Below are 26,963 nucleotides of genomic sequence, written 5' to 3'. Positions count from 1 at the left end.
CGTTGGCAGCCAGGCAAAAGAAACCCGCCACGATGGGCGGGTTTCTCGATGGTACGGTCTGCCGGGCGGCTCAGCGCTTGATGGCAGCACCGAAGCGCTTGTTGAAGCGCTCAACGCGACCACCGGTGGTCGCCTGCTTCTGCTTGCCGGTGTAGAAGGGGTGGCACTGAGAGCAGACGTCCAGAGAGAAGTCGTGACCGGCGGTGGTGCCAACCTCGAAGGAGGCGCCGCAGGAACAGGTCGCATTGACCGTCTTGTAATCCGGGTGGATACCTTGTTTCATCTTGAGCCTCGTGAAGCTGTATGCCGCCACCTGATCTGCTGCCAGGCACCGCATACGGGTTGTCTGTAGATGCGAACCGGTTGCCGCAACGCACTCACCCACTCACTCGGGGTGTCCGCAACGGCGGAGCATTCTAGCAGAGCCGACGCCGGAGGCCAATTGTCCGATTCGCCCTGCCCGACCGTGCCACGCGTACTGGGCGTCGCCGTGCCCTCGCCGCTGCGCCGCCTGTTCGACTACCGCCCCTGCCGCGAGGTGCCCCCGGGCGGCTGGCTGCCCGGCCTGCGGGTACGGGTACCCTTCGGTCGCCGGGAGGTGGTCGGTGTGGTGGTGGAGTGCCGCGACGCAAGTGAGCTGCCGCTGTCGAGCCTCAAGCCGGTATCGGGTTGCCTGGACGGGGCCCCGCTGCCGGTCGATTGGTTGTGGCTGTGCCGCTTCGCCGCCCGCTACTACCAGCATGCCCTCGGCGACACCCTGCACCAGTCGATGCCCGGGCTGTTGCGCCAGGGCCGGGCGCTCGAGGCCCGCACTCGCGAGCGCTGGAGCGTGACCGCGGCCGGCCGCCAGGATGCCCCGCCGGGACTGGCCCGGGCACCCCGCCAGGCAGCGCTGCTGACCATGCTGCGCCAGCACCCCCACGGGCTGGTCAGCCAGGCGATCCTCGCCCAGTCGTTCAGCCGCGACCAGCTGCGCGCCCTGGCCGACAAGGGCCTGGTGGTCCGTCACGAGGAACCGCTAATGGCCTCGTCGGCAGTCGAAGGCGACGCGGGGCTGGCCGAACCCGCCCTGCCCCTCAACCGCGAGCAGGCCGTGGCACTGGCCGCCATCCACGAGCGACTCGATGGCTTCCACCCCTGCCTGCTGCATGGCGTCACCGGCAGCGGCAAGACCGAGGTCTACCTGCAGCTCATCGAAGCGGTCATCGCCCGCCATCGCCAGGCCCTGGTGCTGGTCCCCGAGATCGGCCTGACGCCCCAGACCCTCGCCCGCTTCCGTCGCCGCTTTCGGGCACCGGTGGTGGCGCTGCATTCGGGACTCACCGACCACGAGCGCCTCGATGCCTGGGAGGCCGCCGCCAGCGGCCGGGCGCCCATCGTGCTGGGCACCCGCTCGGCCATCTTCACCCCCCTGGCCCGCCCGGGGGTGATCATCGTCGACGAGGAACATGACGGCTCCTACAAGCAGCAGGATGGGCTGCGCTATCATGCCCGCGACCTGGCCGTGGCCCGCGCTCACCACCACCGCATTCCGTTGCTGCTGGGCAGCGCCACGCCGTCGCTGGAGTCCCTGCAGCGGGCCTTGCAGGGCGACTACCGCCATCTGCGCTTGACCCGCCGCGCCAGTCGCCATGCCCCGGCGCACCTCGAGCTCGTCGATCTGCGCGGCCGCCGCCGCCAGGGTGGACTGACCCCGCCGGTGATCGAGACAGTGAGCGAGACCCTGGCCGCCGGCCACCAGGTGCTGGTCTTCATCAATCGCCGCGGCTTCGCTCCCACCCTGGCCTGCCACGCCTGCGGCTGGATGGCCGAGTGCGACCACTGCGATGCACGCCTGACCTTGCACCGGCAACCGCCGCTGCTGGCCTGCCACCACTGCGACCGGCGCCACGCCCTCCCCGATGCCTGTCCCGAGTGTGGCAGCGTCGACCTGCGCCCCCTGGGAAGCGGCACCGAGCGCACCGAGGAAACCCTGGCCTCCCTGTTCCCCGAGGTAGCTGTTCACCGCATCGATCGCGACAGCACCCGGCGTCGCGATGCCCTCGAGCAGATACTGGCCGAGGTGCGCCGCGGCCAACCCTGCCTGCTGGTCGGCACCCAGATGCTGGCCAAGGGTCACCACTTGCCCCATGTCACCCTGGTGGTGGTGGTCAATGCCGACGCCGGGCTCTATGCCAGCGACTTCCGGGCCCTGGAGCACAGCGCCCAGCTGCTCGAGCAGGTGGCAGGCCGCGCCGGCCGCGCTGCCCACCCCGGCCGGGTACTGGTGCAAACCCTGCACACCGACGACCCGCACCTGCGCCTGCTGGCCGAGAGCGGCTACGATGCCCTCGCCTGCCAGCTGCTTGAGGAGCGACAGGCCGCTCGGCTACCGCCTTTCCGCTTCATGGCGCTACTGCGTCTCGAGGCGCCAAGCGAAATGGCCGTGGTCGCCCTGGGCGGCCTGGCCGCCGAGGCCCTGCGCCAGCGAATCGGCGAGCGCGGCCTCGATGTCGACTGCCTGGGGCCGGTGCCGGCCCCCATGGAACGGCGCCAGAACCGCTATCACCTGCAGCTGATGCTGGCTGCCGACCGTCGCAGCCAACTGCACGAGGCCGGGGCCTGGCTGGTCGCCTGGCTCGAGGGACGCCCCGAAGCGCGACGGGTGCGCTGGTCACTGGACATCGACCCGCAGACCCTGGCCTGAACCCACACCTTTAAAGCCCGGCGCCGATTGCCGATAATGGCGCCCCAGACTCGCCCGGCGGTCGTCTCACACCGCCCAGGCCACAGGACACCGGACACATCCATGAAAGAGACCATCATCGCGCTGCTCGAGGGCGCCCTGGACAACCTCCGGCAGCAAGGCGTGCTGCCCGCCGATATCGCGCCGGCCATCAAGGTCGATCCGACCCGCGACAAGGCCCACGGCGACTATGCCACCAACCTGGCGCTGATGCTCGCCAAGCCGGCCGGCCGCAAGCCACGCGAGCTGGCCGAGGCACTGGTCGCGGCTCTGCCGGCAAGCGACGCCGTACAGAAGGTAGAGATCGCCGGCCCCGGCTTCGTCAACTTCTTTGCCGCCACCGACGCCGCCGCCCAGGTCGTGCGCCTGGTGCTCGAGGTCGGCGATGCCTATGGCCGCAACCTCACCGGTCAGGGCCGCCGGGTGCAGGTGGAGTTCGTCTCCGCCAACCCCACCGGGCCGCTGCACGTCGGCCACGGTCGAGGGGCGGCCATCGGTGACTGCATCTGCCGTCTGCTCGAGGCCACCGGCCATGAGGTGACCCGCGAGTTCTACTACAACGATGCCGGGGCCCAGATCAGCAACCTGGCGCGCTCGGTGCAAGCCCGGGCCCAGGGCATCGACCCCGGCGACACAGGCTGGCCGGAGGACGGCTACCGCGGCGGCTACATCATCGACGTGGCCAACGCCTATCTGGCCGGGGAGACGGTGCATGCCGATGACCGCCACGTCACGGCGGCGAGCGACCCGGATGACCTCGACGCCATTCGCGACTTCGCCGTGGCCTACCTGCGGCGTGAGCAGGACCTCGACCTCAAGGCCTTCGGCGTGACGTTCGACGTCTACTTCCTGGAGTCCTCGCTCTACGAGCAAGGCAAGGTTGAAGCCACCGCCGCGCGGCTGATCGAGAAGGGTCATACCTTCGAACAGGACGGCGCCCTATGGCTGCGTACCACCGACTTCGGCGACGACAAGGACCGGGTGATGCGCAAGTCCGACGGGCAATACACTTACTTCCTGCCCGATGTCGCCTACCACCTGGACAAGTGGCAGCGCGGGTTCGAGACGGTGATCAACGAGCAGGGCGCCGACCACCACTCCACCGTCACCCGAGTGCGCGCGGGGCTGCAGGCTCTCGAGGCCGGCATCCCCCCGGGCTGGCCCGACTACGTACTGCACCAGATGGTGATGGTCACCCGCTCCGGAGTCGAGGTGAAGCTCTCCAAGCGCGCCGGCAGCTACGTCACGGTGCGCGACCTGATCGACGAGGTGGGCCGCGACGCCACCCGCTTCTTCCTGGCCGCGCGCCGAGCGGACTCCCAGCTCACCTTCGACATCGACCTGGCCCGCTCCCAGTCCAACGACAACCCGGTCTACTACGTGCAGTACGCCCACGCCCGGGTCTGCAGCATGCTGCGCAAGGCCGACGCCGAGGACAGGTCCTTCGACCATGGCCTGGCCATGGAGAAGCTCGCCCTGCTGGACAGCGACCAGGAGAAGGCGCTGCTCAACCGCCTGGCGCGCTACCCCGAGGTGGTCCAGCACGCCGCCGCCGCCCACGAACCCCAGCAGATCGCCCAATACCTGCTCGACCTCGCCGCCGACTTCCACACCTGCTACAACGCAGTGAAGGTGATGGTCGACGATGACGCCCTGCGCAACGCCCGGCTGGCACTGGGGCTGGCGACTCGCCAGGTGCTGCGCAACGGTCTCGAGCTGATGGGTGTCGGCGCGCCCGAGGAGATGTAAGCCATGGCCAACAGCCGCAAACCGGCCCCCCGCAAGCGGGGGGCCACCAGCAGCCCGCGGCGTCGCACCGCCCCACCGCCGCGCCGCAGCATACCGGGCTGGCTGTGGGGTCTGGTCGGCCTGGTGGCAGGCTTTCTGCTGTCCCAGCACCAGCAGGGCATTGCCCCCTGGCAGGAGGGTAGCGACTCGCCACTGGCCACGGTGTTGCCCAAGCCCGGGGAGCAGCAGCAATCCGGAGAAAACGAGCCGGCGACTCCCGAGGAGCCGGCGATGCCGACCTTCGAGTTCTACACCCTGCTGCCGGAATCCGAGGTGATCGCCCCCGGGGGCAAGGTGCCGGCCTCCACGGCCACTCCGCCTGAGCGTCCCGCGAGGGCCGATACAGCGACCAGCGACGACCCCATCGCCCAGGTGATCGCCGCCAACCTGGACGCCGTCACTACGGCGCAGGATGACCGCCAGGAGACGCAGGCGACCAACCAGCCCCCGACCGATGAGCGCTTCGTGCTGCAGGCCGCCTCGTTTCGCGAAGCGGGCGATGCCAGCAAACTTGCCGGCCGACTCCGTGACTTCGGCCTGCTCGCCAAGATCAGCGAGGTCAAGGCCGGTGGCGGCGACACCTGGCACAGGGTCCAGGTCGGTCCCTACAGCGACCGCCGCGAGCTTACCCGCGCACAGGACCTGATGGTCACCCAGGGCATCGAGCCGCTGCTGATCCAGCTGCAGAACTGACCCACTCGATAGCTCGAGAAAACACGACCAAGGTTGAATTCCTCGTCCCCCGCCCGCAATTCACGTCTGAGTTAATCCAAGGCGCCGCGGGCACGCCCGCAGCGCCGCCAGTCATCGGGAGCCCTCCGCTCCCCCAAGGAGTCCCCTCCATGACCACGATCGTTTCCGTGCGCCGCGGTGACCAGGTGGCGCTGGCCGGTGACGGCCAGGTCTCGCTGGGCAACACCGTGATGAAGGGCAATGCCAGCAAGGTACGCCGCCTCTATCGCGGCGAGGTGCTTGCCGGCTTCGCTGGCGGAACCGCCGATGCCTTCACCCTTTTCGAACGCTTCGAGGCGCAGTTGGAGAAGTATCAGGGCAACCTGGTCAAGGCCGCCGTGGAGCTGGCCAAGGACTGGCGCACCGATCGCGCCTTGCGCCGTCTCGAGGCGCTGCTCGCCGTGGCCAACAAGGATGCCTCGTTGATCATTACCGGCAACGGTGACGTGGTGGAGCCCGAAGGCGGCATCATCGCCATCGGCTCCGGTGGCAACTATGCCCTCGCCGCCGCCCGTGCCCTGCTCGAGAACACCGAACTCGGGGCCCGCGAGATCACCGAGAAGTCCCTGACCATCGCCGGCGATATCTGCGTGTTCACCAATCATAACGTCACCCTGGAAGAGCTCTGATCATGACTCGGATGACCCCCCGCGAGATCGTCCACGCCCTGGACCAGTATATCGTCGGTCAGCAGGACGCCAAGCGCGCCGTGGCCATAGCCCTGCGCAACCGCTGGCGGCGCATGCAGCTCGACGGCGAGCTGCGTCATGAGGTGACGCCCAAGAATATCCTGATGATCGGCCCTACCGGCGTGGGCAAGACCGAGATCGCCCGCCGCCTGGCCAAGCTGGCCGGGGCCCCCTTCATCAAGGTCGAGGCCACCAAGTTCACCGAAGTGGGCTATGTGGGCCGCGACGTCGAATCGATCATCCGCGACCTGACCGAGGCCGCCATCAAGCTGGTACGCGAACAGGCCAAGGAAGAGGTCGGCCATCGCGCCGAGGACGCCGCCGAGGAGCGCATCCTCGACGCTCTGTTGCCGCCGCCCCGCGGCCAGGAGGACGCGCCTCGCCAGGACAGCTCGACCCGCCAGCTCTTCCGCAAGAAGCTGCGCGAGGGGCAACTCGACGACAAGGAGATCGACATCGAGATCTCCCAGCAGGGCCCCAACGTCGACATCACGTCTCCCCCGGGCATGGAGGAGATGACCAGCCAGCTGCAGAACCTGTTCGCTGGCATGGGCAAGCAGAAGTCCGAGACCCGCCGGGTGGCGGTGAAGGATGCCTTTGGCCTGCTGCGCGACGAAGAGGCCAGCAAACTGGTCAACGAGGACGACATCAAGAGCCGTGCCATCGAAGCGGTGGAGCAGAACGGCATTGTCTTTCTCGACGAGATCGACAAGGTCTGCAAGGGTAGCGGCCAGTCCAGCGGTGGCGAGGTCTCCCGCGAGGGTGTACAGCGCGACCTGCTGCCGCTGATCGAGGGCTCCACGGTTTCCACCAAGTACGGCATGGTGCGCAGTGACCACATCCTGTTCATCGCCTCCGGCGCCTTCCACCTGTCGCGTCCGTCGGACCTGATCCCCGAGCTGCAGGGCCGCCTGCCGATCCGCGTCGAGCTCAACGCCCTGACGCCGGAAGATTTCAAGCGCATCCTCACCGAGCCCTCCGCCGCCCTGACCAAGCAGTACCAGGCGCTGCTCGCCACCGAGGGACTCGAGGTCGCCTTCACGGAAGATGGCATCGCGCGCATCGCCGAGATTGCCTGGAAGGTCAACGAGGGCACGGAAAACATCGGCGCCCGCCGCCTGCACACCGTGATGGAGCGCCTGCTCGAGGAGGCCTCCTACCTGGGCGGCGACTTCGGCAGCCCGCTGTCGATCGATGCCGCCTATGTCGACTCCCAGCTCGGCGAGCTGGCGATGGACGAGGACCTGTCGCGGTATATTCTCTAGGAGCCAACCCATGACCGCCCCGATTCCCACCAGGGTGCATTACCACAAGAAGGACCGTGAGCTCGAGCTCACCTACGAGGACGGCGAGAGCTACCGGCTGCCGGTGGAGTACCTACGGGTCTTTTCGCCCTCCGCCGAGGTGCGCGGCCATGGCCCCGATACCGCCACCCTGCAGGTAGGCAAGAAGCATGTCGGCCTGAAGGACATCACCCAGACAGGGCGCTATGCGCTCAAGCTGCACTTCGATGATGGCCATGACAGCGGGCTGTTCAGCTGGGACTATCTCTACGACCTGATCCAGAAGCGCGAGGTGAACTGGGACGATTATCTGCGCCGACTGGAAGAGGCCGGCGCTTCCCGGGAGCCCCAGGGCATCGAGATCAAGCAGCTGTAGGGGTGGCGTCAAGACAATCGCTATCGGGGGAGGCTACAATGGCGGCCATTGCGAGGCCGCCAGGCCTCCCCCATCGCAGCGATTCGGGAGCCCACTGCATGAGCGCCAGTGACAAGCACACCACCCACTTCGGCTATCAGGAAGTCGCGGTCGAAGAGAAGGCCTCGCGCGTGGCCCACGTCTTCGATTCGGTGGCAGCCCGCTACGACGTCATGAATGACCTGATGTCGATGGGTATCCATCGCCTCTGGAAACGACTGACCATCGAGCGCTCCGGTGTACGTCCGGGCCATAGCGTGCTCGATATCGCCGGCGGCACCGGCGACCTGACGGCCAAGTTCTCGCGCATGGTGGGCCCCCGCGGGCGCGTGATACTGGCCGACATCAACGAATCCATGCTGCGCGTCGGGCGCAACAAACTGCTCGACCACGGCATCGGCGGCAACGTCGAATATGTGCAGGCCAACGCCGAATGCCTGCCCTTCCCGGATAACAGCTTCGACTGCATCACCATCGCCTTTGGCCTGCGCAACGTCACCGACAAGGACGCCGCGCTGCGCTCCATGACCCGAACGTTAAAGCCGGGCGGTCGCCTGCTGGTGCTGGAGTTCTCCAAACCGGCCAATCCGCTGTTTTCCAGGGCCTATGACGAATACTCCTTCCGCCTGCTGCCGAAGATCGGCGAGCTGGTGGCGAACGACGCCGACAGCTACCGCTATCTGGCCGAATCGATCCGCATGCACCCCGACCAGGACGCCCTCAAGGCGATGATGGAAGACGCCGGACTGGAGCGTGTCGAGTACACCAACCTGACCGGGGGCATCGTCGCTCTGCACCGCGGCATCAAACTGTGAGGGCATGATGGCATTGTCTCCCTCCCTGCTGCTGGCCGGCCTCGAACGCACGCTGAATGCCCTGCTCGCCAGAGACCCGGCGGCACCTTCGCGTCTCGCCCGGCTGGCCGGGCAGCGCATCCTGTTGCGCCTGGAGCAACCCGACCTGGCGCTGGCCATCCATTTCCATCCGGCCGGCCTCGACCTGCTGCGCCCCGACGATACCGCTGAAGAGAGCTTCGACGCGGTGGTCGAAGTGAACGCCGAGACGCTCGGCGAGCTGCTGGGCGGTGCCTCGGTCGAGCGCCTGATGTTCCAGGGAAAGCTCGCCGTGCGAGGCCGCACCCACCTGCTGGAAGCGACTCGCGATCTGCTGCTTGACCTCGATCTGGACTGGGAAGCGGAACTCGCCCGCTGGCTCGGTGACATCCCGGCCCATAGCCTGGCCGAGGGGCTGCGCAGCGTCTCCCGCTGGGGCTTGCGCACCCACCAGGAGTTCTGCGCCGACCTGAGCGAATATGTCTTCGAGGAAGCACGATTGCTGCCGGGTCGTCATCAGCTCGAGGCGTTGCGCGATCAGTTGACCGAGATGGAAATCGCCACCGACCGCCTCGACGCTCGTCTTGCCAGGCTCCGACGCCGCTTGACCGAGCCGGAGACGATCCCATGATCCTCAGGCCCATGCGTATCCTCTGGGTGGTGACCCGCTATCGGCTCGACACTCTACTGCCTTTAGCCCGTATGCCCTGGTGGCTGCGCAGCCTGTTCATCCTCTCACCGTTGCGCCTGGTGCCGATCGGCAAACGCCCTCGCGGCATGCGCCTGCGCCTGGCACTGGAGGAACTGGGACCGATCTTCGTCAAGTTCGGTCAGATGCTCTCCACCCGGCGCGACCTGCTCCCCGAAGACGTCGCCGACGAGTTGCAACGACTCCAGGACCAGGTACCGCCCTTCCCCGCTCATCAGGCGAAGGCGCTGGTCGAAGAGGAGCTGGCGATGTCGCTGGAGGATGCCTTCGCCAGCTTCGAGCCCGAGCCTCTGGCGTCGGCCTCCGTCGCCCAGGTGCATGCCGCCCGGCTGCACGGGGGCGAAGCCGTGGTGGTCAAGATCATTCGCCCGGGCATCGAGCGCGTGATGCGCCAGGACATGGCGCTGCTGTACCGCTTCGCTAGCGTACTGGCGCGAATCCCGGAGGCCCGACGGCTGCGCCCGGTAGAGGTGGTACGCGACTATGAGGCTACGTTGTTCGACGAACTCGACCTCACCAAGGAGGCCGCCAACACCTCCCAGCTCAAGCGCAACTTCAAGAACTCCCCGCTGCTCTACGTACCAGCCATCTACTGGGGGCTCACGCATCGCCGGGTGATGGTGCAGGAGCGCATCTACGGCGTGCCGGTGGCCGACACGGCCGCCCTGCTCGCCCAGGGCACCAATCTCAAGAAGCTGGCCGAGCGTGGCGTGGAGATCTTCTTCACCCAGGTGTTCCGCGACAACTTCTTCCATGCCGATATGCACCCGGGCAATATCTTCGTCTCCTTCGAACATCCCCACGACCCGCAATACATCGCCATCGACTGCGGCATCGTCGGCAGCCTGACCCGAGAAGACCAGGACTACCTGGCACGCAACCTGCTGGCCTTCTTTCATCAGGACTACTACGAGGTGGCAGCCCTGCACATCGAGTCGGGCTGGGTAGGGGAAGGAACCCGGGCCAATGAGTTCGCTGCGGCGATCCGCACCGTGTGCGAGCCGATCCTCGAGAAGCCGCTCAAGGACATTTCCTTCGGCCAGGTGCTGCTGGGCCTGTTCCAGACCGCTCGCCGCTTCAACATGGAAGTGCAGCCACAGCTGGTGCTGCTGCAGAAGACGCTGCTCAACATCGAGGGACTGGGCCGCCAGCTCTATCCCGACCTGGACCTGTGGAGCACCGCCAGGCCCTATCTGGAGCGTTGGATGAAGGAGCGCGCCGGCGTCAGCGGCCTCTGGGAGTCGCTGAAGCGACAGGCCCCTGAGCTTTCGCACCAGCTACCCGAGCTGCCGGTGCTCGCGCATCAGGTCCTGACCCGTGCCGATCTCGAACACCGCCAACGTCGCCATCAGTCCGACGCCATGAACGGTATTTTTCAGCAGCTTGGTAAGCGGGACAGGAGCCAACGGCGGCTGCGTCTGGGCCTCCTGCTGCTGGCCGCGGCATTCACTTGGCAGCCGTTGACCCAGTGGGCCGCTGATCAGACCTGGCCCATATTGGCCGCCGCCGCCCTCGGCGTATTGCTGCTGGCCTGGCACTGAGGGCCGCCCCGTATTTTTCATCCACTACGACGGAGCCTTCACCCATGAGCGATATTCTCGACCGTCTTCACCTTGTGCTCGAAGAACGCCGACACGCAGAGCCACAGGACTCTTATGTGGCAGCCTTGCATCACAAGGGACTGAACAAGATACTCGAGAAGGTTGGCGAGGAAGCCACCGAGACCCTGCTGGCCGCCAAGGATGCCGAGCATGGTGATGAACAGGCACGCCAAGCGTTGGTCGCCGAAACGGCCGACCTGTGGTTTCATAGCCTGGTAATGCTCTCGCACCTGGGCCTCGACCACCGTCTGGTCCTGGATGAGCTGGCCCGCCGCTTCGGCGTTTCCGGACACGACGAGAAGGCCGCACGGCAACCCTAGCGTCAACTGGCCCTTCCGGGAGATCCCGGAGCCCCAACCTGAGGAAGCAACTATGTTAGGTGGTATCAGTATCTGGCAGCTGCTGATCGTTCTCGGCATCATCATCCTGATCTTCGGCACCAAGAAGCTGCGCAATGTCGGCGGCGACCTGGGCGGTGCCGTGAAGGGCTTCAAGAAGGCCATGCATGAGGAAGAGAAGGACGAGGGCGAGAAGGCGGACGACCCCAATGCCCGCGTCAGTCATGACGAGGAGCTCAACACCTACGACGTCAAGGCCGAGAAGAAGGCCCACGACCAGGAAGAGCACCAGGAAGAGCGCAAGTAACCCGCCATGTTCGATATGGGCTTTCTCGAATTGATGCTCATCGGCGTGGTGGGCCTGCTGGTGCTGGGTCCCGAGCGCCTGCCCAAGGCAGCGCGCACCTTGGGGCTGTGGATCGGCAAGATCAAGCGCACGGTTTCCGGCATGCAGCGCGAGATCAGCTCTCAGCTCGAGGCCGAGGAGCTACGCCAGAAGCTCGACGAGCAGCAGAAAAAGCTCGACGAGGGTGTAAAGCAGGTCAAGCGCGGTGTGGAGAGCATCGCCGAGGAAGACAGCGTCAAGCGACCGTCGACCTCGGCAGATGACAACGCCGGTGACGGTGAGACGCCATCGGCCAACCCTCCCGAGAAACGGCTCGACGATGCCCTCGCCAGAGCCCGCACGGGCGCCGAGGGCGATGATCGCCAGCGCTCCGCCGATGCCTCCACCGCCGACAAGGATTCTGCCCCCCGATGAGCAAGACCGGTGATCCCCAGGAGCAGAACCAGGCCCCGCTGATCGAGCACCTCATCGAGCTGCGCTCGCGATTGATGCGTGCGGTGATCGCGATTCTGGTGATCTTCCTGGGCCTCTATGCCTTTGCCAACGACATCTATTCCTTTGTCGCCCAGCCGTTGATGGCGCTGCTGCCGGAAGGCTCGCAGATGATCGCCACCGAGGTGGCCTCGCCCTTCCTCGCGCCCTTCAAGCTGACCCTGGTGGTGGCCGTATTCGCCGCCATACCCTATGTGCTGCACCAGGCCTGGGCCTTCGTGGCCCCGGGCCTCTATGACAACGAAAAGGCGCTGGCGCTACCGATCCTGGCCTCCAGCATCGCGCTGTTCTATGGCGGCGCTGCCTTCGCCTACTATGTCGTCTTCCCGCTGTTGTTCCAGTTCTTCACCCAGACCGGGCCTGAGGACGTCGCGGTGATGACCGACATCAACCAATACCTGAACTTCGTCCTCAAGCTATTCTTCGCCTTCGGCGTGGCCTTCGAGATCCCCATCGCCACCTTCCTGCTGATTCTTTCTGGCGCCACCACAGTGGAAAGCCTGTCGAAGAAGCGCCCCTATGTCGTGCTGGCCTGTTTCGTTATCGGCATGCTGCTCACCCCGCCGGACATCGTCTCCCAGAGCCTGCTGGCGGTACCGATGTACCTGCTCTACGAGGTCGGCCTGCTGTTCGGCCGGCTGGTCCGCCGCAAGCGGGAAAAGGACGAAGAGGACGAGGAGCTGTAAGCTAATCAAGAACGCCGCCATGGCCAGCTCATGGCGGCGTTCTTCTTCAAGCTTGTAGCTTCCAGGCGCGAAGCGCCGCTCTTACAGCTTGACCCGGCGTAGCCGGGGGTCAGAGATCCATCATCTCGTCGATGCGGTCGACCAACTTGAAGATCCCGGTGGCGGCCTCGCTGATCCGCGTGGCCAGCATGTAAGCCGGGGTGGTCACCACGCGGTTCTCGAAATCCACCACGATATCCTCGACCCCGCAGCTGCGATGCAGCCCGCCCATGGCGCTGATCAGACCGGTGACACCGGGATCATGCCCCACGGTCACGGCAATGCCGGGGGCGAACAGGCGAGGCACCAGTACCGGGCTGATGCACATCAGGCCGATCGGCTTGCGCGCCTCATGGAAGCCGGACAGCGCCTCGGTTAGGGCGTCGAGCACCTGCATGCCATCGCCCGCCACGGCGAAGTCCGAGAGGTTCTTGGCAACGCCGAAGCCGCCGGGGAGGATGACCGCATCGAAGTCGTCCGCCTCGAGCTCGTCGAGTGATGAAATCTCGCCGCGAGCCAGCCGCGCCGACTCGGTCAGCACGTTGCGACGCTCGCCCTCGACCACCTCACCGAGACGATGATCGACAACATGATGCTGCTCGATATCGGGGGCGAAGCAGCGATACCCCAGGCCCAGCTGGTCGAGGCGCAGAAGGGTCAGGGTGGTCTCGTAGATCTCGGCGCCGTCCTGCACTCCGCATCCCGAGAGGATGACCGCCACCTGTTTGCTCATGCCTTTCTCCTTGGGGGTAAGCGCCCGGCGAAGCCAGGCCCTGAAATCCGGAAGCCTTCACTTTAGAGAGTCCACCCGGGTGCGACAAGGCACAGCTTTCGACACTGAACGACACTGATATACTCGGGACGTTCGAGCTTAGCTGTCATCAATCCGTCACCCTTGATCGCCACAATACCAGGACGGCGGTCCCGACCCCCTACCCGGAGAGACGCCTTGAGCTTCATGACCTCACGCCAGTTCCCTACCTCACGCCTGCGCCGCATGCGCCGCGACGACTTCTCGCGCCGCCTGATGCGTGAGCATACCCTGACCGCGGCCGACCTGATCTGGCCGGTATTCGTGCTCGAGGGCGAGGGCCAGCGCGAGGCGGTGCCCTCCATGCCGGGGGTGGAACGGCTTTCGCTCGACCTGCTGATCGAGGAGGCCCGCGAGGCCTTCGAGCTCGGCATCCCGGCTATCGCCCTCTTCCCGGTGGTGGGTACGGCACTGAAGAGCGAACTGGCCGAGGAGGCCTACAACGCCTCGGGCCTCGTCCAGCGCAGCGTGCGCACCCTCAAGGAGGCGATTCCGGGGCTCGGCATCATCACCGACGTGGCGCTGGACCCTTACACCAGCCATGGCCAGGACGGCATCCTCGACGAGGCGGGCTACGTCCACAATGACCGCACCGTGGAGACTCTGCTCAAGCAGGCACTCTCCCACGCCGAGGCCGGTGCCGATGTAGTGGCGCCCTCGGACATGATGGATGGGCGCATCGGCTCGATCCGCCATGTCCTGGAGCAGGAACGACTGGTCAACACCCGGATCATGGCCTATAGCGCCAAGTATGCCTCGCGCTACTACGGCCCCTTCCGCGACGCTGTGGGCTCCGCCGGCAACCTGGGCAAGGCCGACAAGTCCACCTACCAGATGGACCCGGGCAACGGCGACGAGGCCCTCCACGAGGTGGCGCTGGACCTGGCGGAGGGTGCCGATATGGTGATGATCAAACCCGGCATGCCCTACCTGGACGTGGTGCGCAGGGTGAAGGACGAGCTCAAGGTGCCCACCTTCGCCTACCAGGTGAGCGGCGAGTACGCCATGCACATGGCCGCCTTCGAGAACGGCTGGCTGGAGGCGGACGCGGTCATCCTCGAGTCGCTGCTCTGCTTCAAGCGCGCCGGCGCCGACGGCGTGCTGACCTACTTCGCCAAACGGGCGGCCAGGCTGCTTGCAACGACATAGACGACGGAAGGGACAGCCCCCCTCCGCCTGACGACAGGGAAATCCCATGGAAGAGACACGCGGTTCCGACCGGCAACCCGAGAGGCCCACGCCTGTGCGGGGCGTCGAGCCTCCCGCTCCGCGGCTGAACCAGACACGCACCGGGATCAAGCCCAAGGCGCTGCCGGACCCGGAGGCGGATCTGGCCGACCCCGGGCTCTACTTCAACCGTGAACTCTCCCATCTGCAGTTCAACGTCCGGGTCCTGGAACAGGCCCTGGACGAGGCTCACCCGCTGCTCAACCGGCTGATGTTCCTGTTGATCTTCTCGTCCAACATGGACGAATTCTTCGAGATCCGCGTGGCCGGCCTCAAGAATCAGATCCTGCTCGGCGACGACGCCACCGGTGCCGACGGTCGTTCGCCCCGCTCGGTGCTGGCCGAGATCGCCCAGATCGCTCATGCCCAGGTGGCACGCCAGTACCAGGTCCTCAACGAGGTCCTGATCCCCGCTCTGGAGGCACAGCGGCTGCGCTTCCGCCGTCGAGGCGACTGGACCGAGGCCCAACGAGAATGGGTGCGCGACTACTTCGAAACCGAAATCATGCCGGTGATCAGCCCCATCGGCCTGGACCCGTCCCATCCCTTCCCTCGCCTGGTCAACAAGAGTCTCAACTTCATCGTCCAGCTGGAGGGCAAGGACGCCTTCGGCCGCGAGGGTGGGCTGGCCATCCTGCCGGCACCGCGCTCGCTACCGCGGGTGATCGCCCTGCCCGAGGGGCTCTGTGAAACGGGCTTCAGCGAGTATGTCTTTCTCTCCTCGATGATCCATGCGCATGCCGAGGAGGTCTTCCCCGGCATGATGGTACTCGGCTGCTACCAGTTCCGGCTGACGCGCAACGCCGACCTCTCCGTGGATCCGGAAGAGGTCTCCGACCTCGCTTCGGCACTGCGCGGCGAGCTGCTGTCACGGCGCTACGGCAGCGGGGTACGGCTGGAAGTGGCCGACAATTGTCCCGACGAGCTGGCCGAGTTTCTGCTCAGGCAGTTTCAGCTCGAGGAGGCGGACCTTTTCCGGGTCAATGGCCCGGTGAACCTGACCCGCATGATGTCGGTGCTGGGCGACGTGGAACGCCCCGAATTGCTTTACCGTCCCTTCACCCCGGGCCTTCCCAAGTCGCTGCGCAAGGCCGACAGCGTGCTGGCGGCGATCACCGATGGCGACATCCTGCTTCACCACCCCTTCCAGTCATTCTCTCCGGTGGAGGAGATGCTCGGCGAGGCCGCCCGGGACCCGGACGTGCTGGCCATCAAGCAGACCCTCTACCGCACCGGCGCCGACTCGCCCATCGTCAACGCCCTGGTTGAGGCCGCGGGCAACGGCAAGGAGGTCACGGTAGTCATCGAGTTGCGAGCACGCTTCGACGAGGCCGACAACCTGGCCCTGGCCTCGCGTCTTCAGGAAGCCGGGGCCATCGTCATCTACGGAGTGATGGCCTACAAGACCCATGCCAAGATGATGCATATCGTACGGCGAGAGAGAGGCAAGCTGCGCCACTATGCCCATCTGGGTACCGGCAACTACCACTCGCGGACCGCCAAACTCTATACCGACTACAGCCTGCTGACCGCCGACCCTGTGCTGTGCGCCGACGTGCACAAGGTCTTCCAGCAGCTCTCGGGCATGGGCCGAGCCCGGCACATCGAGCAGCTGTTGCACGCCCCCTTCACCCTGCACGAGCAGATGGTGGCCAGGATCGACCGTGAGGCCGAGCATGCCCGCAAGGGCAAGCGCGCCCACCTGATCATCAAGTGCAACTCGCTCACCGAGCCCAAGCTGATCCAGGCCCTCTATCGGGCCTCACGGGCCGGGGTGGAGTGTGACCTGATCATCCGCGGCATGTGCTGCCTGCGCCCGAGCATTCCCGGCATCTCGGACAACATCCGAGTGCGCTCGATCATCGGCCGCTTCCTGGAGCACACCCGGGTATTCCATTTCCACAATGACGGCCAGCCCGAAACCTGGGGTTCCAGTGCCGACTTCATGGCGCGCAACATGTTCCACCGAGTGGAGACCTGCTTTCCGCTGCTGGACAAGAAGCTGGCCGCCCGGGTCCGCAAGGATCTCGAGACCTACCTGGTGGACAATTGCCAGAGCTGGTTGCTGCGCAGCGACGGTCTCTACGTCAAGCAGCAGCCCGGTAGCGCAGCCCCGATCAGCGCCCAGGAGACCCTGCTCTTCGCCTATGCCGCCAGGGCGTGACTCACCCCCTGCGGAACGCATCGAGGTCCTGAGGATCAAGCCCGGATACCTGCTCGGGCAAGCCGCGCTCGCGGCGGGCGGCCCGCACCACCTCGCGTTCGGCGAGCAGTTCAGCATCGTCGTCGAGGGTGCGGCCGTTGAGCTCGGCGAGCTGGGCCATGCCCTGGTGGTAGAAAGCAAGCACGGCTAGCGCCGTGTCGTTGCCCTCCGCCATGCCGCGGCGCAACGCCGGCAGATAGCCGCTGACCCGCGAGAGAAGATGCTTGAGCTGCCAGACATAGCGCATCTCGGTCATCCAGGGGCGCTCGCGCAGCACCGCGAAGACCAGGCTGGTCGCGACCAGCCCCAGCAGCACACCCAGCACGTTGAGCCAGAAGCCGCCGTCGAAGGCGACCTGCAGCAGCTGGACGAACACCAGGCCAAAAACGATCAACTGGCCGGCCATGGCCAGGCTGATGAAACGGCCCTTGCGGCGATAGGTTTCGGGATCGTGGTCCTCGAACTGGAAGGTCATCTGTGCATCCTGGATGGCGAGTCGGAAATCGGAACTGATTATCCCGACATCGCCATCCGGGGTACAGGGCTAGCGAAGACGCTCGGCGGCGGTGAGCAGCAGATGCTCGGTGGTCTCCCAACCAATACAGGCGTCGGTGACCGAGACCCCATGGCGAAGCCGGCCGGGCTCCAGCGCCTGCTTACCCTCATGGAGGTGGCTCTCCAGCATCAACCCCGCCAGCGCCGTCTCGCCGGCCTGGCGCTGGGCCAGCACGTCGAGCAGCACCTCACTCTGGCGGCGGTGGTCCTTGCGCGCGTTGGCGTGGCTGCAATCGACCATCAGCTGCGGTGACAGACCCGCGTCCTCAAGGGCGAGGCGCGCCGCCTGCACATGAGGCGCCTGATAGTTGGGCTCGCCGTGGCCGCCGCGCAGTACCAGCTGGGTATGGGGATTCCCTGTCGTTTCGCGCACCGTTGGGCGCCCTTCTTCATCCAGCCCGAAGTGACTATGCGGGTGCGCCGCTGAGCGCATCGCATCCAGCGCCACCCCGATGTCGCCGCCAGTGGCGTTCTTGAAGCCTACCGCCGCATCGAGGCCGCTGGCCACCTCACGGTGCAGCTGGGACTCGGTGGTGCGCGCCCCGATCGCCACCCAGGAGAGCAGGTCCTCCAGATAGGGCGCCAGCATCGGCTGCAGTAGCTCGGTGGCCACCGGCAGCCCCAGCTTGGCCACCTCGCGCATCAGCTGGCGCGAGACCTCGAGACCACGAGCCATATCGCCGCTGCCGTCAAGGTCCGGGTCGTAGGCCAGCCCCTTCCAGCCTATGGTGGTGCGCGGCTTCTCCACATAGACGCGCATCACCAGCAGAAGTCGGTCGCTTACCCGCTCCGACAGCTCGGCCAAGCGCCGGGCGTACACCAGGGCCGCCTCGGGATCGTGGATGGAACAGGGGCCGACTACCACCAGCAGGCGATCATCGTGGCCGTCGAGGATATCGCGCACAGCCTGGCGCTGGGCCTCCATGTGGTGCGCCAAGGCCGGGGAGACGGGCAACTTGTGGCGCAGCTCGCCGGGGGTGGGCAGCGGCCGCGTCGGGTCGGGAGAAGAGTGCATAGCCTCGGTCAAGGGGGCGGCGGCAAGGGAAGCATTCATGGCGTCATCAACTCCGGATAGCGATCATACATCGTGTTTGTCGAATGCCACTGCTCTCGCTACGGCCGGGTGTGGCGGAGTGAGCCGACCGCAGCTCGCTAAATCGCCAGTAGCCGTAATAGCCCGCGAAGCCCGGAATCAGGCAAATGGCGATGGATGCGGTCATGGTCTCTCTCCTTGATGTCATCTGTGTGGTCGGGTACCAGGAAACGCAGAACCCCCGGGCGGGGCTGCCGTCCGGGGGTTCTAGCGGAGGCGGCCCTGGTGAGGAGAGCCTCCGGCGATGTCGCGTCTTGCGCTCAGGACATGGCCGTGGGCACCCCGGCAATAAACCAGTAGCCAAACCAATAACCGCGCACGCCTTCACGCCCGGTGCCAATGGAGGCATCGCGGCAAGCGGGCTGTGTGTGGCGGATCATGGTCATGGGTCGCTCCTGAAATCTCAGCTCATCCTGCCGCATTGCGGCATGGCTGGCAAGGGCCGTTCGTTCAGCCGGCGAACAGCTGGTACACACCGATGGTCGCCGGCAGGGCACTCATGGCCACCACCACCACCAGGCCCAACACCACGGACAGCAGGCCGCTGTCGTCCTTGAAGTCTGTGTCGTGTCCCGCCATATTCTCTCCTCCGGATTGCGTCAGGGTAATGCCGCATTCTAGCGAAAATTGCCGCCTCAGGCACAACACCGATGGTCGCAGGCTCAGCGCAGGTGGCGCCCGCCGTCCACCGGCAGCGTCACGCCGGTGACGTAACGGTTGTCGAGCAGGTAGCGCAGGCTCTGATAGATCACCCCGGGGCCGGGGATCATCTCCATCACCGACTTGGCGCGGGCCTTCTCGGCGTAGGCCTCGTCGTCGCCTTCGTTAAGCATGATCATTGCCGGGGCGATGGCATTGACCTGGATGGCGGGGGCGTACATGGCGGCAAACGACAGCGTCAGGTTGTCCAGCCCCGCCTTGCTGGCGGCGTAGGCGGCATGTTTCCTGGAGCCCTTCTGCACCACATAGTCGGTCAGGTGCACGATGTCGCGATGGGGTTCACTGCACGCCTCCAGCAGCTCACGGGCATGCAGGTTGATCAGGTAGGGCGCCAGCATATGAATGCGAAACAGCTGCTCGAAATTTTCTCCTGCCTCGGGGCCGCTGACGTCCGGCGCCCAGGCACTGGCGTTGTGGACGATCGCCCGTAGCGACGTCGTCTCTTTCTTTAGCCGCTCGAGGAAGTCCAGGATGCCCGCTTCCGTCGCGAAGTCCGCCAGCAGGGTAACGATGCCCCGTTCACGCAGCACGTCCAGCTCGGGGCGCTCGCGGCGATAGCTGACGATCACTGGATGGCCATCGTCGACCAGGCGCTCTGCACAGTGGCGACCCAGTCGCTGGGCACCACCGGTGATCAGGATCGGTGAGGCGCTCAAGACCGCTCCTCCCTCACCAGGCTGCCCGCGGTGGGCACAATGGGGTCCCGCGGCGCATAGGCGAAGACATCCGAGAATACCCGCGAGGGCACAAGCCCCAGCGAGGCGAGCACGTCGACGCAGGCATAGACCATGCCCGGAGAGCCGGAAACATAGACGTCATGCCCCGAGACATCCTCGAGGGTCGTCGCCAGAGCCTGATCGATACGGCCACGGTGGCCGATGATCCGCTCCCCTGCCACCGTTTCCTCGGGCGCGATCTCGGTCACCGCGTGGAAACGGAAATTGGCATGCCCTTCCGCCCATTCCCGGGCCAGCCGCTCCAGGTAGAGGTCACGACGCTCACGGGCCGCCCACCAGAGGTCGATCTCGCGCGTCGGATCATCGTGTAATGCCGCCTCGACGATCGCCTTCATCTGGGCAAAGCCGGTGCCGGCGGCGATCAGCAGCAGGGGACGCCTGCTGTCCGGATCGAGGATGCAGTCGCCGTCCGGCAAGCGCAGGGTCAGCCGCTCGGCCACCTGCATCAGCTTGCGCAGTCGGGCGGAGTTCTCCCGCTCGGGCCAGTGCTGAATGTGAAGCTCGATGGTGCCGTCGCCGGCATGGGCGTTAGCGATGGAGAACGGCACCCAGAGGTCATCCTCCAGCTTCAGTTCCAGGTACTGGCCGGGATCATGGGCCACGGCCTCGGGCCGGCCCTCCAGCTGGACGCGGAAAACGTCTGGGGTGAGGTCCTCGACCTCGGTGACCAGACAGGTCAGGGTCCTTGGCGTCATGAAAGCCTCATGAAGTAGTCAAAATGTCGTATTGTTGGGGAGTTCGATGCCCAGCTCGTTCCAGCGCTCGCTGACGCGGGCCTTGACGGCCTCGTCCATGACGATAGGCGTGCCCCATTCGCGGTCGGTCTCGCCGGGCCACTTGCCGGTCGCATCCAGGCCCATCTTGGAGCCCAACCCCGCCACGGGGGAGGCGAAGTCCAGGTAGTCTATAGGTGTGTTCTCCACCATGACGGTATCCCGGGCAGGGTCCATGCGCGTGGTGATGGCCCAGATCACGTCCTTCCAGTCCCGGGCATCGACGTCGTCATCGAGCACCACCACGAACTTGGTGTACATGAACTGGCGCAGGAAGCTCCACACCCCCATCATCACTCGCTTGGCGTGGCCCGGGTACTGCTTCTTCATGGTTACCACGGCCATTCGGTAGGAACAGCCTTCCGGTGGCAGATAGAAGTCGATAATCTCGGGAAACTGACGACGCAGGATAGGGACGAACACCTCATTGAGCGCGAGGCCCAGGATCGCTGGCTCGTCCGGCGGCCGGCCGGTGTAGGTGGAGTGGTAGATGGCATTCTCGCGCATGGTCATGCGCGTCACCGTGAACACCGGGAACTGCTCGACCTCGTTGTAGTAGCCGGTATGGTCGCCGTAGGGGCCCTCGGGCGCCATGTCATCCGGGTAGATGAATCCCTCCAGGATGATTTCTGCCGACGCAGGCACTTCCAGATCGGCATGGCCACACGTGACCAGCTCGGTGCGCGAGCCGCGCAGTAGCCCGGCGAAGGCGTATTCGGAGAGGCTGTCCGGCACCGGCGTCACGGCGCCCAGGATGGTAGCCGGATCAGCGCCCAGTGCCACCGCCACCGGGAAGGGCTTGCCCGGGTGCTGCTGCTGGAACTCCTGAAAGTCCAACGCCCCGCCGCGGTGGGACAACCAGCGCATAATCAGCCGATTGCGACCGAGTTTCTGCTGGCGATAGATCCCCAGGTTCTGGCGGGTCTTGTGGGGGCCACGGGTCACCACCAAGGCCCAGGTGATCAGCGGTGCCACATCGCCGGGCCAGCAGTGCTGGATCGGCAGACGGTCGAGATCGACCTCCTCGCCCTCGTAGACGAGCGCCTGCACGGGCGCCGAGCGTACGGTCTTGGGGCCCATGCTCATCACCTGCTTGAAGATGGGCAGCTTGCTCCAGGCGTCGCGGAACCCCTTGGGCGGCTCGGGCTCCTTGAGGAAGGCCAGCAGCTCGCCCACTTCGCGCAGCGCGGCCACCGAATCCTGGCCCATGCCCATGGCGACGCGCCTGGGCGTGCCGAAGAGGTTGCCGAGGAGCGGCATCCTGTGTCCCTTGACGTTCTCGAACAGCAGCGCCGGGCCGCCGGCGCGCAGGGTTCGGTCGCAGATCTCGGTGATCTCGAGGTAAGGATCGACTTCGGCGGTGATGCGCTTGAGCTCGCCCTGGGCCTCGAGCACCGCGATGAACTCGCGCAGGTCCTTGTACTTCATTCGGATTTCCCGGTTCCAGTACGACGAAAGGGGCAGCATAGCATGCCCCCTCAATACGTCTGATGCATTACCGGTGGCGAGCGGCGCCGGGGACAGGCCGAAGAGGGGGTCCTATGCCAGGGATGGCATCGGTAGCGCCCAGGGAAGGGTTCACAGCGCCCCCTCCTAGGCCTGTCGCCGGATCAGCCGCGGAGTGACGTCACCGGCAAACAAGATCAGCGGCGTTTCATTGCCTCGAAGAACTCGATATTCGTCTTGGTATCCTTGAGGCGGTCGATCAGGAACTCGGTGGCAGCGGTGTCTTCCATGGGATTGAGCAGCTTGCGCAGGATCCACATGCGCTGCATCTCCTCCTCGGAGGCGAGCAGGTCCTCGCGACGGGTGCCGCTGCGGCGAATATTGATCGCCGGATAGACGCGTTTCTCGGCCAGCTTGCGATCCAGGTGCGCCTCCATGTTGCCGGTGCCCTTGAACTCCTCGAAGATCACCTCGTCCATCTTCGAGCCGGTATCCACCAGCGCCGTGGCGATGATGGTCAGGCTACCGCCTTCCTCGATGTTGCGTGCCGCACCGAAGAAACGCTTGGGCTTCTCCAGGGCATGGGCGTCGACACCGCCGGTCAGCACCTTGCCGGAGCTCGGCACCACGGTATTGTAGGCCCGCGCCAGGCGGGTGATGGAGTCGAGCAGGATCACCACATCCTTCTTGTGCTCAACCAGGCGCTTGGCCTTCTCGATCACCATCTCGGCGACCTGCACGTGACGCGCCGGCGGCTCATCGAAGGTCGAGGCGACCACCTCGCCGCGCACGGTGCGCGACATCTCGGTCACTTCTTCCGGACGCTCGTCGATCAGCAGCACGATCAGATGACAATCCGGGTCGTTGCGGGTGATGGAGGTGGCGATGTTCTGCAGCATCAGGGTCTTGCCCGCCTTGGGCGGGGAGACAAGCAGGCCGCGCTGGCCCTTGCCGATGGGCGCCACCAGGTCGATGATCCGGGAGGTCAGGTCCTCGGTGGAACCATTGCCGATCTCCATGCGCAGGCGCTCATCGGGAAACAGCGGCGTGAGGTTCTCGAACAGGATCTTCGACTTGGCATTCTCCGGCTTGTCGAAGTTGATCTCGCTGACCTTGAGCAGCGCGAAGTAGCGCTCCCCTTCCTTCGGCGGGCGAATCTTGCCGGAGATGGAGTCGCCCTTGCGCAGGTTGAAGCGGCGGATCTGGGAGGGCGAGACGTAGATGTCGTCGGGACCGGCCAGATAGGAGCTGTCGGCACTGCGAAGGAAGCCAAATCCATCCTGCAGGATCTCCAGCACACCATCGCCGAAGATCGGCTCGCCGCTCTTGGCATGCTTCTTGAGGATGGCGAAGATGATGTCCTGCTTGCGGGAACGTGCCAGATTGTCGATGCCCATCTCGCGGGCGATCTCCAGAAGCTCCGGCACTGGCTTTTGCTTGAGTTCGGTAAGATTCATCGGTGTGTTCAGAATTCGCTCGTGGAAGCCGGGCGGCGGTGCGCCGTGAGGAAAGACAGGAGGCGAGACGATGACGCCCTGTGGATGCGTTCAGAGCCCGGACAGGCTACCTCTCGTCGTGCTGCATCGTATGGCCAAGGGCGGGCGACCGCACTGAGGGGTTGCCGGGCCGATATCGGAAGCGAGGAAGCAGGTTCATTTTCGCCTGACCTGCGGTTCCGGGCCGGGTGGCCGGGATCGCGGGCTGAAGCAGTGGGCTGTCTGACGACTTGGAAACTGACCGCGACGGGATCGCCGTTAGACGGTCGGGAAGCATTCGGAACAGGCGAACGACTCGATACTAGTCAAGGCAGCGGGCGAACGCAAGCCCTTCGGCTCGCGACAATTGACACGGCCGGGAGTGCCGCGCACCCTTGCCACTGACCGATCCGAAGGAACTGCCATGACCTCGCCACAGGACCCGGCGCCCTCCGCTGACACTCCGCTTCCGGCTGCCGTGCCCGGCGACCCCATCCGGCTCGCCGCGATCGATCTCGGCTCCAACAGCTTCCACCTGCTGGTGGCCAACTATCAGGACGACCGCCTGCAGGTGGTCGCTCGCCTCGGCGAGAAGGTCCAGCTGGCCGCCGGCCTCGACGACGACGGCCACCTCGGCGAGGCGGCCATGCAGCGCGCCCTCGACTGCCTGGCCCGCTTTGCTCCCTTCCTCGTAGACATCACCCCGGGTCACCTGCGGGTGGTGGGCACCAACGCACTTCGTGACGCCACCAACAGCCAGACGCTGATCGAGCGCGCCGAGGCCCTGCTCGGTCACCGCATCGAGATCATCGCCGGTCGCGAGGAGGCTCGCCTGATCTATCTGGGCGCGGCCCACGCCCTGGCCGAGGACGGCCGCCGGCTGATCGTCGACATCGGCGGCGGCTCCACGGAATTCATCATCGGCGAACGCTTCGAACCGCTGGCCCTGGAGAGCCTGCGCATGGGCTGTGTGACCTTCACCCGCCGCTTCTTCGAGGACGGAGAGATCAACGAGAAGCGCATGCGCAAGGCTGAGCTTGCTGCCCTCTCGGAGCTGGCCAATATTCAGCGTCCCTACCAGCGTCTGAGCTGGACCGACCCGGTGGGCTCCAGCGGTACCATCAAGGCGGCGGCCGCGGTGATCGCGGCCGCCGGGGGTGCTCCCGAGGGGGTGATCACCCGCACCGGCCTGGCCACCCTGCGCAAGCGTCTGATCAAGTGCCGCAAGCTCGACAAGGTCGCCATGGAGGGGCTCAAGGCCGACCGCGCGCGGGTCTTTCCAGCCGGGGTGGCGATCCTCGGCGCCATCTTCGAGGCCTTCGAGCTGGAGCAGATGCGCTATGCCGATGGTGCCCTTCGCGAAGGGGTGCTCTACGACATGGTGGGGCGCAACAGTCCCGAGGACTCCCGCCTCAAGACCCTCGACAACCTGGCCCGCAACTACCAGGTGGATGGTCGCCAGGCCGAGAACGTGGCGACGTCCGCCGGCGCCCTGCTCGACCAAGTCCGCGATGCCTGGCACCTCGATGATGACCAGGCGCGCTTCCTCGACTGGGGCAGCCGGCTGCATGAAATCGGCCTGGCCATCTCCCACAGCCAGTTCCATCGCCACGGCGCCTATCTCCTGGAGTACTCCGACCTGGCCGGCTTCTCGCGGCCGGAACAGCGCCTGCTGGCCTTCCTGGTGCGCAGCCACCGCCGAAAGTTCCCGGTCAAGGAGTGGCAAGCCCTCCCGGAGTCGGAGCAACGCCCTCACGCCAGGCTGGCCCGACTGCTGCGACTGGCGGTGATTCTCAACCACTCTCGTCCCGAGCAACCTCCCACCGTGCCGCTGCTCGACGCCGAGGGTGAAACGCTGACGCTGACTCTCGCCGGCGAGGACACCCCGGCGCTGTTGCTCAACGACCTTGAGCAAGAGATGGGCTACCAGCAGGCTGCGGGCTTCACTCTAGTGATTCGCGGCGGCTGACCCACCCCTCGGCGAACGCCAGCCACGCCTTGTTCACTGGATCAATCACCGCCACGGGGACGTCTCCCTCCCGAACCACCAGCAGTCGCCCGCGTTCCCAGGGCGGCACGCCGAGTTCCTGAAGCAGCCGCTTGAGATCGCGCCGGCCACGGCCGGGAAGCCGCAGCCGCTCGCCCCCTTGCCGGGGGGCCACCTTGAGGCGAACCGCCGCACCATCGGCCCGGTCCAGTGACACCCGCACCTCTCCCAGCGGGGTGCTCAGGCAAGAGCGGCCATCCCACTCGGCCTGCCAGCCGGCCGGCAGCGGTTCCGGGGGCGCCAGCAGGTGGAGCCGCCCTCGCCAGATTCTGGCCTCGGCACCGGGCCAGGCCACCCGCACCTCGGCCCCCTCCCTGGCCCCCAGCTGGGCCAGCAGCGTTTCGAGTCGCTGCGCCGCCGGCCGCGCCAGACCCAGCCGGTCGCAGCAATAGCGCACCAGAAGGCGTCGGCGAGGGTCGGAAAGTGCCTCCAGGCCCCCCACCGGTAGCCGCGCAGGGTCACCGCCCAGGCGCTCGAGGTCGAGTTCGGCGAGTTCGGCGAGCAGGGCGTCGGCCTCGCCGGCCAGCGCCGCGCTGTGTGAGAGGGCCGCGCCGGCATGGGGCCAGCGGGACGCCAGCAGCGGCAGCACGGCGTGGCGCAGGAAGTTGCGATCCAGGCTCTGGTCATCGTTGGAGGGATCCTCCACCCAGGCCAGTCCCTGGCGTCCCCCCTCGGCCTCGAGGGTCGACCGTGCGACACCGAGCAGCGGCCGCTCGAGCCGACGGGCCCGCCAATCGCGACACGCCGCCATCCCGGCCAGGCCGCGCACCCCGCTACCGCGCAGGGCAGCCAGCAGGAAGGTCTCGGCCTGGTCATTCCGGTGCTGAGCCAGCCACAGCGTTTCCCCCGGTGCCACCCGCTCGGCAAAGGCGGCGTATCGAGCCGTGCGGGCCGCCCCTTCGAGTCCCTGCCCGGCGGCCCGGTCGACGGTGACAGGTTTCACGAACAGCGGCACACCGAGACGCGAACAGAGTCGCCGGCAGTGGCGCTCGAAACCGTCGGCGCCGGACTGCAGCCCATGGTGGATGTGCAGGGCTCGCAGCGGGCGCGGATGCCGCCGACAGGCCTCCGCGGTGAGCGTCAGCAGTAGCGAGGAGTCGAGCCCCCCGGAGAGAGCCACCCAGACGCAGCGCCCCGGCGGGGTAGCCGCCAGGGCGCGATCGATACGGCATTGCAGTGACATGGCCGAACCCAGGCAGG

The 26,963-nt window shown here is 66.2% G+C and carries 27 protein-coding genes; 16 read left to right on the top strand and 11 right to left on the bottom strand.

Translation table 11 applies throughout. The features are described from left to right. Window positions 1–70: 70 nt before the first annotated feature. Window positions 71–283: a 50S ribosomal protein L31 gene (rpmE, locus tag HALO32_RS09790; RefSeq protein ID WP_151443670.1), complete on the bottom strand. Its 213-nt coding sequence runs from the start codon at window positions 281–283 to the stop codon at window positions 71–73. 159 nt (window positions 284–442) lie between these two features. Here rpmE and HALO32_RS09785 point away from each other — a divergent pair, with 159 nt between their 5' ends. The 13 genes from HALO32_RS09785 (at window position 443) to tatC (ending at window position 12,637) form a co-directional block, all read left to right on the top strand. Continuing rightward, complete coding sequence (locus tag HALO32_RS09785) at window positions 443–2,686, top strand: primosomal protein N' (RefSeq protein ID WP_225809896.1); 2,244 nt, start codon at window positions 443–445, stop codon at window positions 2,684–2,686. Between the two features lie 102 nt (window positions 2,687–2,788). Then, complete coding sequence (gene argS, locus HALO32_RS09780) at window positions 2,789–4,474, top strand: arginine--tRNA ligase (protein WP_151443667.1); 1,686 nt, start codon at window positions 2,789–2,791, stop codon at window positions 4,472–4,474. 3 nt (window positions 4,475–4,477) lie between these two features. Further along, window positions 4,478–5,206, top strand: a complete 729-nt coding sequence (locus tag HALO32_RS09775) for an SPOR domain-containing protein (protein ID WP_151443665.1) — start codon at window positions 4,478–4,480, stop codon at window positions 5,204–5,206. Between the two features lie 149 nt (window positions 5,207–5,355). Beyond that, the gene (gene hslV, locus HALO32_RS09770) at window positions 5,356–5,874 is read left to right on the top strand and encodes an ATP-dependent protease subunit HslV (RefSeq protein ID WP_151443663.1); all 519 of its coding nucleotides are present in this window, start codon (window positions 5,356–5,358) and stop codon (window positions 5,872–5,874) included. A gap of 2 nt (window positions 5,875–5,876) precedes the next feature. Beyond that, window positions 5,877–7,199 (top strand): ATP-dependent protease ATPase subunit HslU, encoded by a 1,323-nt coding sequence (gene hslU, locus HALO32_RS09765; RefSeq protein WP_151443661.1) that lies wholly within the window; start codon window positions 5,877–5,879, stop codon window positions 7,197–7,199. A gap of 10 nt (window positions 7,200–7,209) precedes the next feature. Continuing rightward, on the top strand, window positions 7,210–7,593 hold the full coding sequence (locus tag HALO32_RS09760; RefSeq protein WP_151443659.1) for a gamma-butyrobetaine hydroxylase-like domain-containing protein: 384 nt from the start codon (window positions 7,210–7,212) through the stop codon (window positions 7,591–7,593). Between the two features lie 98 nt (window positions 7,594–7,691). Next, the gene (ubiE, locus tag HALO32_RS09755) at window positions 7,692–8,447 is read left to right on the top strand and encodes a bifunctional demethylmenaquinone methyltransferase/2-methoxy-6-polyprenyl-1,4-benzoquinol methylase UbiE (protein ID WP_151443658.1); all 756 of its coding nucleotides are present in this window, start codon (window positions 7,692–7,694) and stop codon (window positions 8,445–8,447) included. A gap of 7 nt (window positions 8,448–8,454) precedes the next feature. Continuing rightward, window positions 8,455–9,096 carry a ubiquinone biosynthesis accessory factor UbiJ gene (locus HALO32_RS09750; RefSeq protein ID WP_151443656.1) on the top strand — a complete coding sequence of 214 codons (642 nt, stop codon included), beginning with the start codon at window positions 8,455–8,457 and terminating at the stop codon, window positions 9,094–9,096. Next, window positions 9,093–10,715: a ubiquinone biosynthesis regulatory protein kinase UbiB gene (gene ubiB, locus HALO32_RS09745; RefSeq protein ID WP_151443655.1), complete on the top strand. Its 1,623-nt coding sequence runs from the start codon at window positions 9,093–9,095 to the stop codon at window positions 10,713–10,715. The genes HALO32_RS09750 and ubiB overlap by 4 nt, the downstream gene beginning before the upstream one ends. A 44-nt stretch (window positions 10,716–10,759) precedes the next feature. Continuing rightward, window positions 10,760–11,095, top strand: coding sequence for a phosphoribosyl-ATP diphosphatase (locus tag HALO32_RS09740; protein WP_151443653.1), 336 nt, complete (start codon window positions 10,760–10,762; stop codon window positions 11,093–11,095). A gap of 52 nt (window positions 11,096–11,147) precedes the next feature. Next, window positions 11,148–11,420: a Sec-independent protein translocase subunit TatA gene (gene tatA, locus HALO32_RS09735; protein ID WP_151443651.1), complete on the top strand. Its 273-nt coding sequence runs from the start codon at window positions 11,148–11,150 to the stop codon at window positions 11,418–11,420. Between the two features lie 6 nt (window positions 11,421–11,426). After that, window positions 11,427–11,873 (top strand): Sec-independent protein translocase protein TatB, encoded by a 447-nt coding sequence (tatB, locus tag HALO32_RS09730; RefSeq protein ID WP_151443649.1) that lies wholly within the window; start codon window positions 11,427–11,429, stop codon window positions 11,871–11,873. Beyond that, on the top strand, window positions 11,870–12,637 hold the full coding sequence (gene tatC, locus HALO32_RS09725) for a twin-arginine translocase subunit TatC (RefSeq protein ID WP_151443647.1): 768 nt from the start codon (window positions 11,870–11,872) through the stop codon (window positions 12,635–12,637). The genes tatB and tatC overlap by 4 nt, the downstream gene beginning before the upstream one ends. Window positions 12,638–12,746: 109 nt before the next feature. On the opposite strand, the gene elbB is transcribed toward tatC, so the two are convergent. Then, window positions 12,747–13,409 (bottom strand): isoprenoid biosynthesis glyoxalase ElbB, encoded by a 663-nt coding sequence (gene elbB / locus HALO32_RS09720; protein ID WP_151443645.1) that lies wholly within the window; start codon window positions 13,407–13,409, stop codon window positions 12,747–12,749. 225 nt (window positions 13,410–13,634) lie between these two features. Between elbB and hemB the strand changes: the two genes are divergently transcribed. Together hemB and ppk1 are read left to right on the top strand one after the other, a co-directional pair. Then, the gene (gene hemB / locus HALO32_RS09715) at window positions 13,635–14,636 is read left to right on the top strand and encodes a porphobilinogen synthase (protein ID WP_407646847.1); all 1,002 of its coding nucleotides are present in this window, start codon (window positions 13,635–13,637) and stop codon (window positions 14,634–14,636) included. A gap of 46 nt (window positions 14,637–14,682) precedes the next feature. Further along, window positions 14,683–16,878 (top strand): polyphosphate kinase 1, encoded by a 2,196-nt coding sequence (ppk1, locus tag HALO32_RS09710; protein ID WP_225809894.1) that lies wholly within the window; start codon window positions 14,683–14,685, stop codon window positions 16,876–16,878. A gap of 1 nt (window position 16,879) precedes the next feature. On the opposite strand, the gene HALO32_RS09705 is transcribed toward ppk1, so the two are convergent. From HALO32_RS09705 to rho, 8 genes are all read right to left on the bottom strand, one after another. Continuing rightward, window positions 16,880–17,392, bottom strand: a complete 513-nt coding sequence (locus HALO32_RS09705) for a DUF3087 family protein (protein WP_151443642.1) — start codon at window positions 17,390–17,392, stop codon at window positions 16,880–16,882. A gap of 69 nt (window positions 17,393–17,461) precedes the next feature. After that, window positions 17,462–18,526 (bottom strand): 3-deoxy-7-phosphoheptulonate synthase, encoded by a 1,065-nt coding sequence (locus HALO32_RS09700; protein WP_151443640.1) that lies wholly within the window; start codon window positions 18,524–18,526, stop codon window positions 17,462–17,464. A 299-nt stretch (window positions 18,527–18,825) separates the two neighbouring features. Beyond that, window positions 18,826–18,951 (bottom strand): hypothetical protein, encoded by a 126-nt coding sequence (locus HALO32_RS18225; RefSeq protein WP_267902493.1) that lies wholly within the window; start codon window positions 18,949–18,951, stop codon window positions 18,826–18,828. Between the two features lie 64 nt (window positions 18,952–19,015). Further along, complete coding sequence (locus HALO32_RS18220) at window positions 19,016–19,144, bottom strand: hypothetical protein (protein ID WP_267902492.1); 129 nt, start codon at window positions 19,142–19,144, stop codon at window positions 19,016–19,018. Between the two features lie 83 nt (window positions 19,145–19,227). Then, window positions 19,228–19,941 (bottom strand): dihydromonapterin reductase, encoded by a 714-nt coding sequence (gene folM, locus HALO32_RS09695; RefSeq protein ID WP_151443638.1) that lies wholly within the window; start codon window positions 19,939–19,941, stop codon window positions 19,228–19,230. Continuing rightward, a complete protein-coding gene (locus tag HALO32_RS09690) occupies window positions 19,938–20,717 on the bottom strand; it encodes an NAD(P)H-flavin reductase (protein ID WP_151443636.1) in 780 nt (259 codons plus the stop codon). The genes folM and HALO32_RS09690 overlap by 4 nt, the downstream gene beginning before the upstream one ends. Window positions 20,718–20,735: 18 nt before the next feature. Next, window positions 20,736–22,223 (bottom strand): 4-hydroxy-3-polyprenylbenzoate decarboxylase, encoded by a 1,488-nt coding sequence (gene ubiD, locus HALO32_RS09685; RefSeq protein ID WP_151443634.1) that lies wholly within the window; start codon window positions 22,221–22,223, stop codon window positions 20,736–20,738. 215 nt (window positions 22,224–22,438) lie between these two features. Further along, window positions 22,439–23,698: a transcription termination factor Rho gene (gene rho / locus HALO32_RS09680; protein WP_151443632.1), complete on the bottom strand. Its 1,260-nt coding sequence runs from the start codon at window positions 23,696–23,698 to the stop codon at window positions 22,439–22,441. A 442-nt stretch (window positions 23,699–24,140) separates the two neighbouring features. Between rho and ppx the strand changes: the two genes are divergently transcribed. Beyond that, complete coding sequence (ppx, locus tag HALO32_RS09675) at window positions 24,141–25,685, top strand: exopolyphosphatase (protein WP_151443630.1); 1,545 nt, start codon at window positions 24,141–24,143, stop codon at window positions 25,683–25,685. On the opposite strand, the gene tilS is transcribed toward ppx, so the two are convergent. Then, entirely contained in the window at window positions 25,660–26,946 is a 1,287-nt protein-coding gene (gene tilS, locus HALO32_RS09670; protein ID WP_151443628.1) for a tRNA lysidine(34) synthetase TilS, read from the bottom strand. The two genes, ppx and tilS, sit on opposite strands and share 26 nt — an antisense overlap. Between the last annotated feature and the right edge of the window lie 17 nt (window positions 26,947–26,963).

Origin of the sequence: Halomonas lysinitropha (assembly GCF_902500215.1) — a bacterium.
In the GTDB taxonomy this organism is placed as follows: domain Bacteria; phylum Pseudomonadota; class Gammaproteobacteria; order Pseudomonadales; family Halomonadaceae; genus Halomonas; species Halomonas lysinitropha.
Note: the sequence above shows the minus strand (reverse complement) of the source record. Positions and strands in the feature narration are given on the sequence as shown.

Excerpts from the sequence above, each read along its gene's own strand:
- ubiD (WP_151443634.1), bottom strand. The coding sequence starts at position 22,223 with ATGAAGTACAAGGACCTGCGCGAGTTCATCGCGGTGCTCGAGGCCCAG.
- HALO32_RS09705 (WP_151443642.1), bottom strand. The coding sequence starts at position 17,392 with ATGACCTTCCAGTTCGAGGACCACGATCCCGAAACCTATCGCCGCAAG.
- HALO32_RS09740 (WP_151443653.1), top strand. The coding sequence starts at position 10,760 with ATGAGCGATATTCTCGACCGTCTTCACCTTGTGCTCGAAGAACGCCGA.
- ubiB (WP_151443655.1), top strand. The coding sequence starts at position 9,093 with ATGATCCTCAGGCCCATGCGTATCCTCTGGGTGGTGACCCGCTATCGG.
- HALO32_RS18225 (WP_267902493.1), bottom strand. The coding sequence starts at position 18,951 with ATGACCATGATCCGCCACACACAGCCCGCTTGCCGCGATGCCTCCATT.
- tatB (WP_151443649.1), top strand. The coding sequence starts at position 11,427 with ATGTTCGATATGGGCTTTCTCGAATTGATGCTCATCGGCGTGGTGGGC.
- hslU (WP_151443661.1), top strand. The coding sequence starts at position 5,877 with ATGACTCGGATGACCCCCCGCGAGATCGTCCACGCCCTGGACCAGTAT.
- tilS (WP_151443628.1), bottom strand. The coding sequence starts at position 26,946 with ATGTCACTGCAATGCCGTATCGATCGCGCCCTGGCGGCTACCCCGCCG.
- HALO32_RS18220 (WP_267902492.1), bottom strand. The coding sequence starts at position 19,144 with ATGGCGGGACACGACACAGACTTCAAGGACGACAGCGGCCTGCTGTCC.
- HALO32_RS09700 (WP_151443640.1), bottom strand. The coding sequence starts at position 18,526 with ATGAATGCTTCCCTTGCCGCCGCCCCCTTGACCGAGGCTATGCACTCT.
- rho (WP_151443632.1), bottom strand. The coding sequence starts at position 23,698 with ATGAATCTTACCGAACTCAAGCAAAAGCCAGTGCCGGAGCTTCTGGAG.
- HALO32_RS09690 (WP_151443636.1), bottom strand. The coding sequence starts at position 20,717 with ATGACGCCAAGGACCCTGACCTGTCTGGTCACCGAGGTCGAGGACCTC.
- HALO32_RS09775 (WP_151443665.1), top strand. The coding sequence starts at position 4,478 with ATGGCCAACAGCCGCAAACCGGCCCCCCGCAAGCGGGGGGCCACCAGC.
- elbB (WP_151443645.1), bottom strand. The coding sequence starts at position 13,409 with ATGAGCAAACAGGTGGCGGTCATCCTCTCGGGATGCGGAGTGCAGGAC.
- HALO32_RS09750 (WP_151443656.1), top strand. The coding sequence starts at position 8,455 with ATGGCATTGTCTCCCTCCCTGCTGCTGGCCGGCCTCGAACGCACGCTG.
- hemB (WP_407646847.1), top strand. The coding sequence starts at position 13,635 with ATGACCTCACGCCAGTTCCCTACCTCACGCCTGCGCCGCATGCGCCGC.
- rpmE (WP_151443670.1), bottom strand. The coding sequence starts at position 283 with ATGAAACAAGGTATCCACCCGGATTACAAGACGGTCAATGCGACCTGT.
- tatC (WP_151443647.1), top strand. The coding sequence starts at position 11,870 with ATGAGCAAGACCGGTGATCCCCAGGAGCAGAACCAGGCCCCGCTGATC.
- ubiE (WP_151443658.1), top strand. The coding sequence starts at position 7,692 with ATGAGCGCCAGTGACAAGCACACCACCCACTTCGGCTATCAGGAAGTC.
- tatA (WP_151443651.1), top strand. The coding sequence starts at position 11,148 with ATGTTAGGTGGTATCAGTATCTGGCAGCTGCTGATCGTTCTCGGCATC.
- hslV (WP_151443663.1), top strand. The coding sequence starts at position 5,356 with ATGACCACGATCGTTTCCGTGCGCCGCGGTGACCAGGTGGCGCTGGCC.
- ppk1 (WP_225809894.1), top strand. The coding sequence starts at position 14,683 with ATGGAAGAGACACGCGGTTCCGACCGGCAACCCGAGAGGCCCACGCCT.
- ppx (WP_151443630.1), top strand. The coding sequence starts at position 24,141 with ATGACCTCGCCACAGGACCCGGCGCCCTCCGCTGACACTCCGCTTCCG.
- HALO32_RS09760 (WP_151443659.1), top strand. The coding sequence starts at position 7,210 with ATGACCGCCCCGATTCCCACCAGGGTGCATTACCACAAGAAGGACCGT.
- argS (WP_151443667.1), top strand. The coding sequence starts at position 2,789 with ATGAAAGAGACCATCATCGCGCTGCTCGAGGGCGCCCTGGACAACCTC.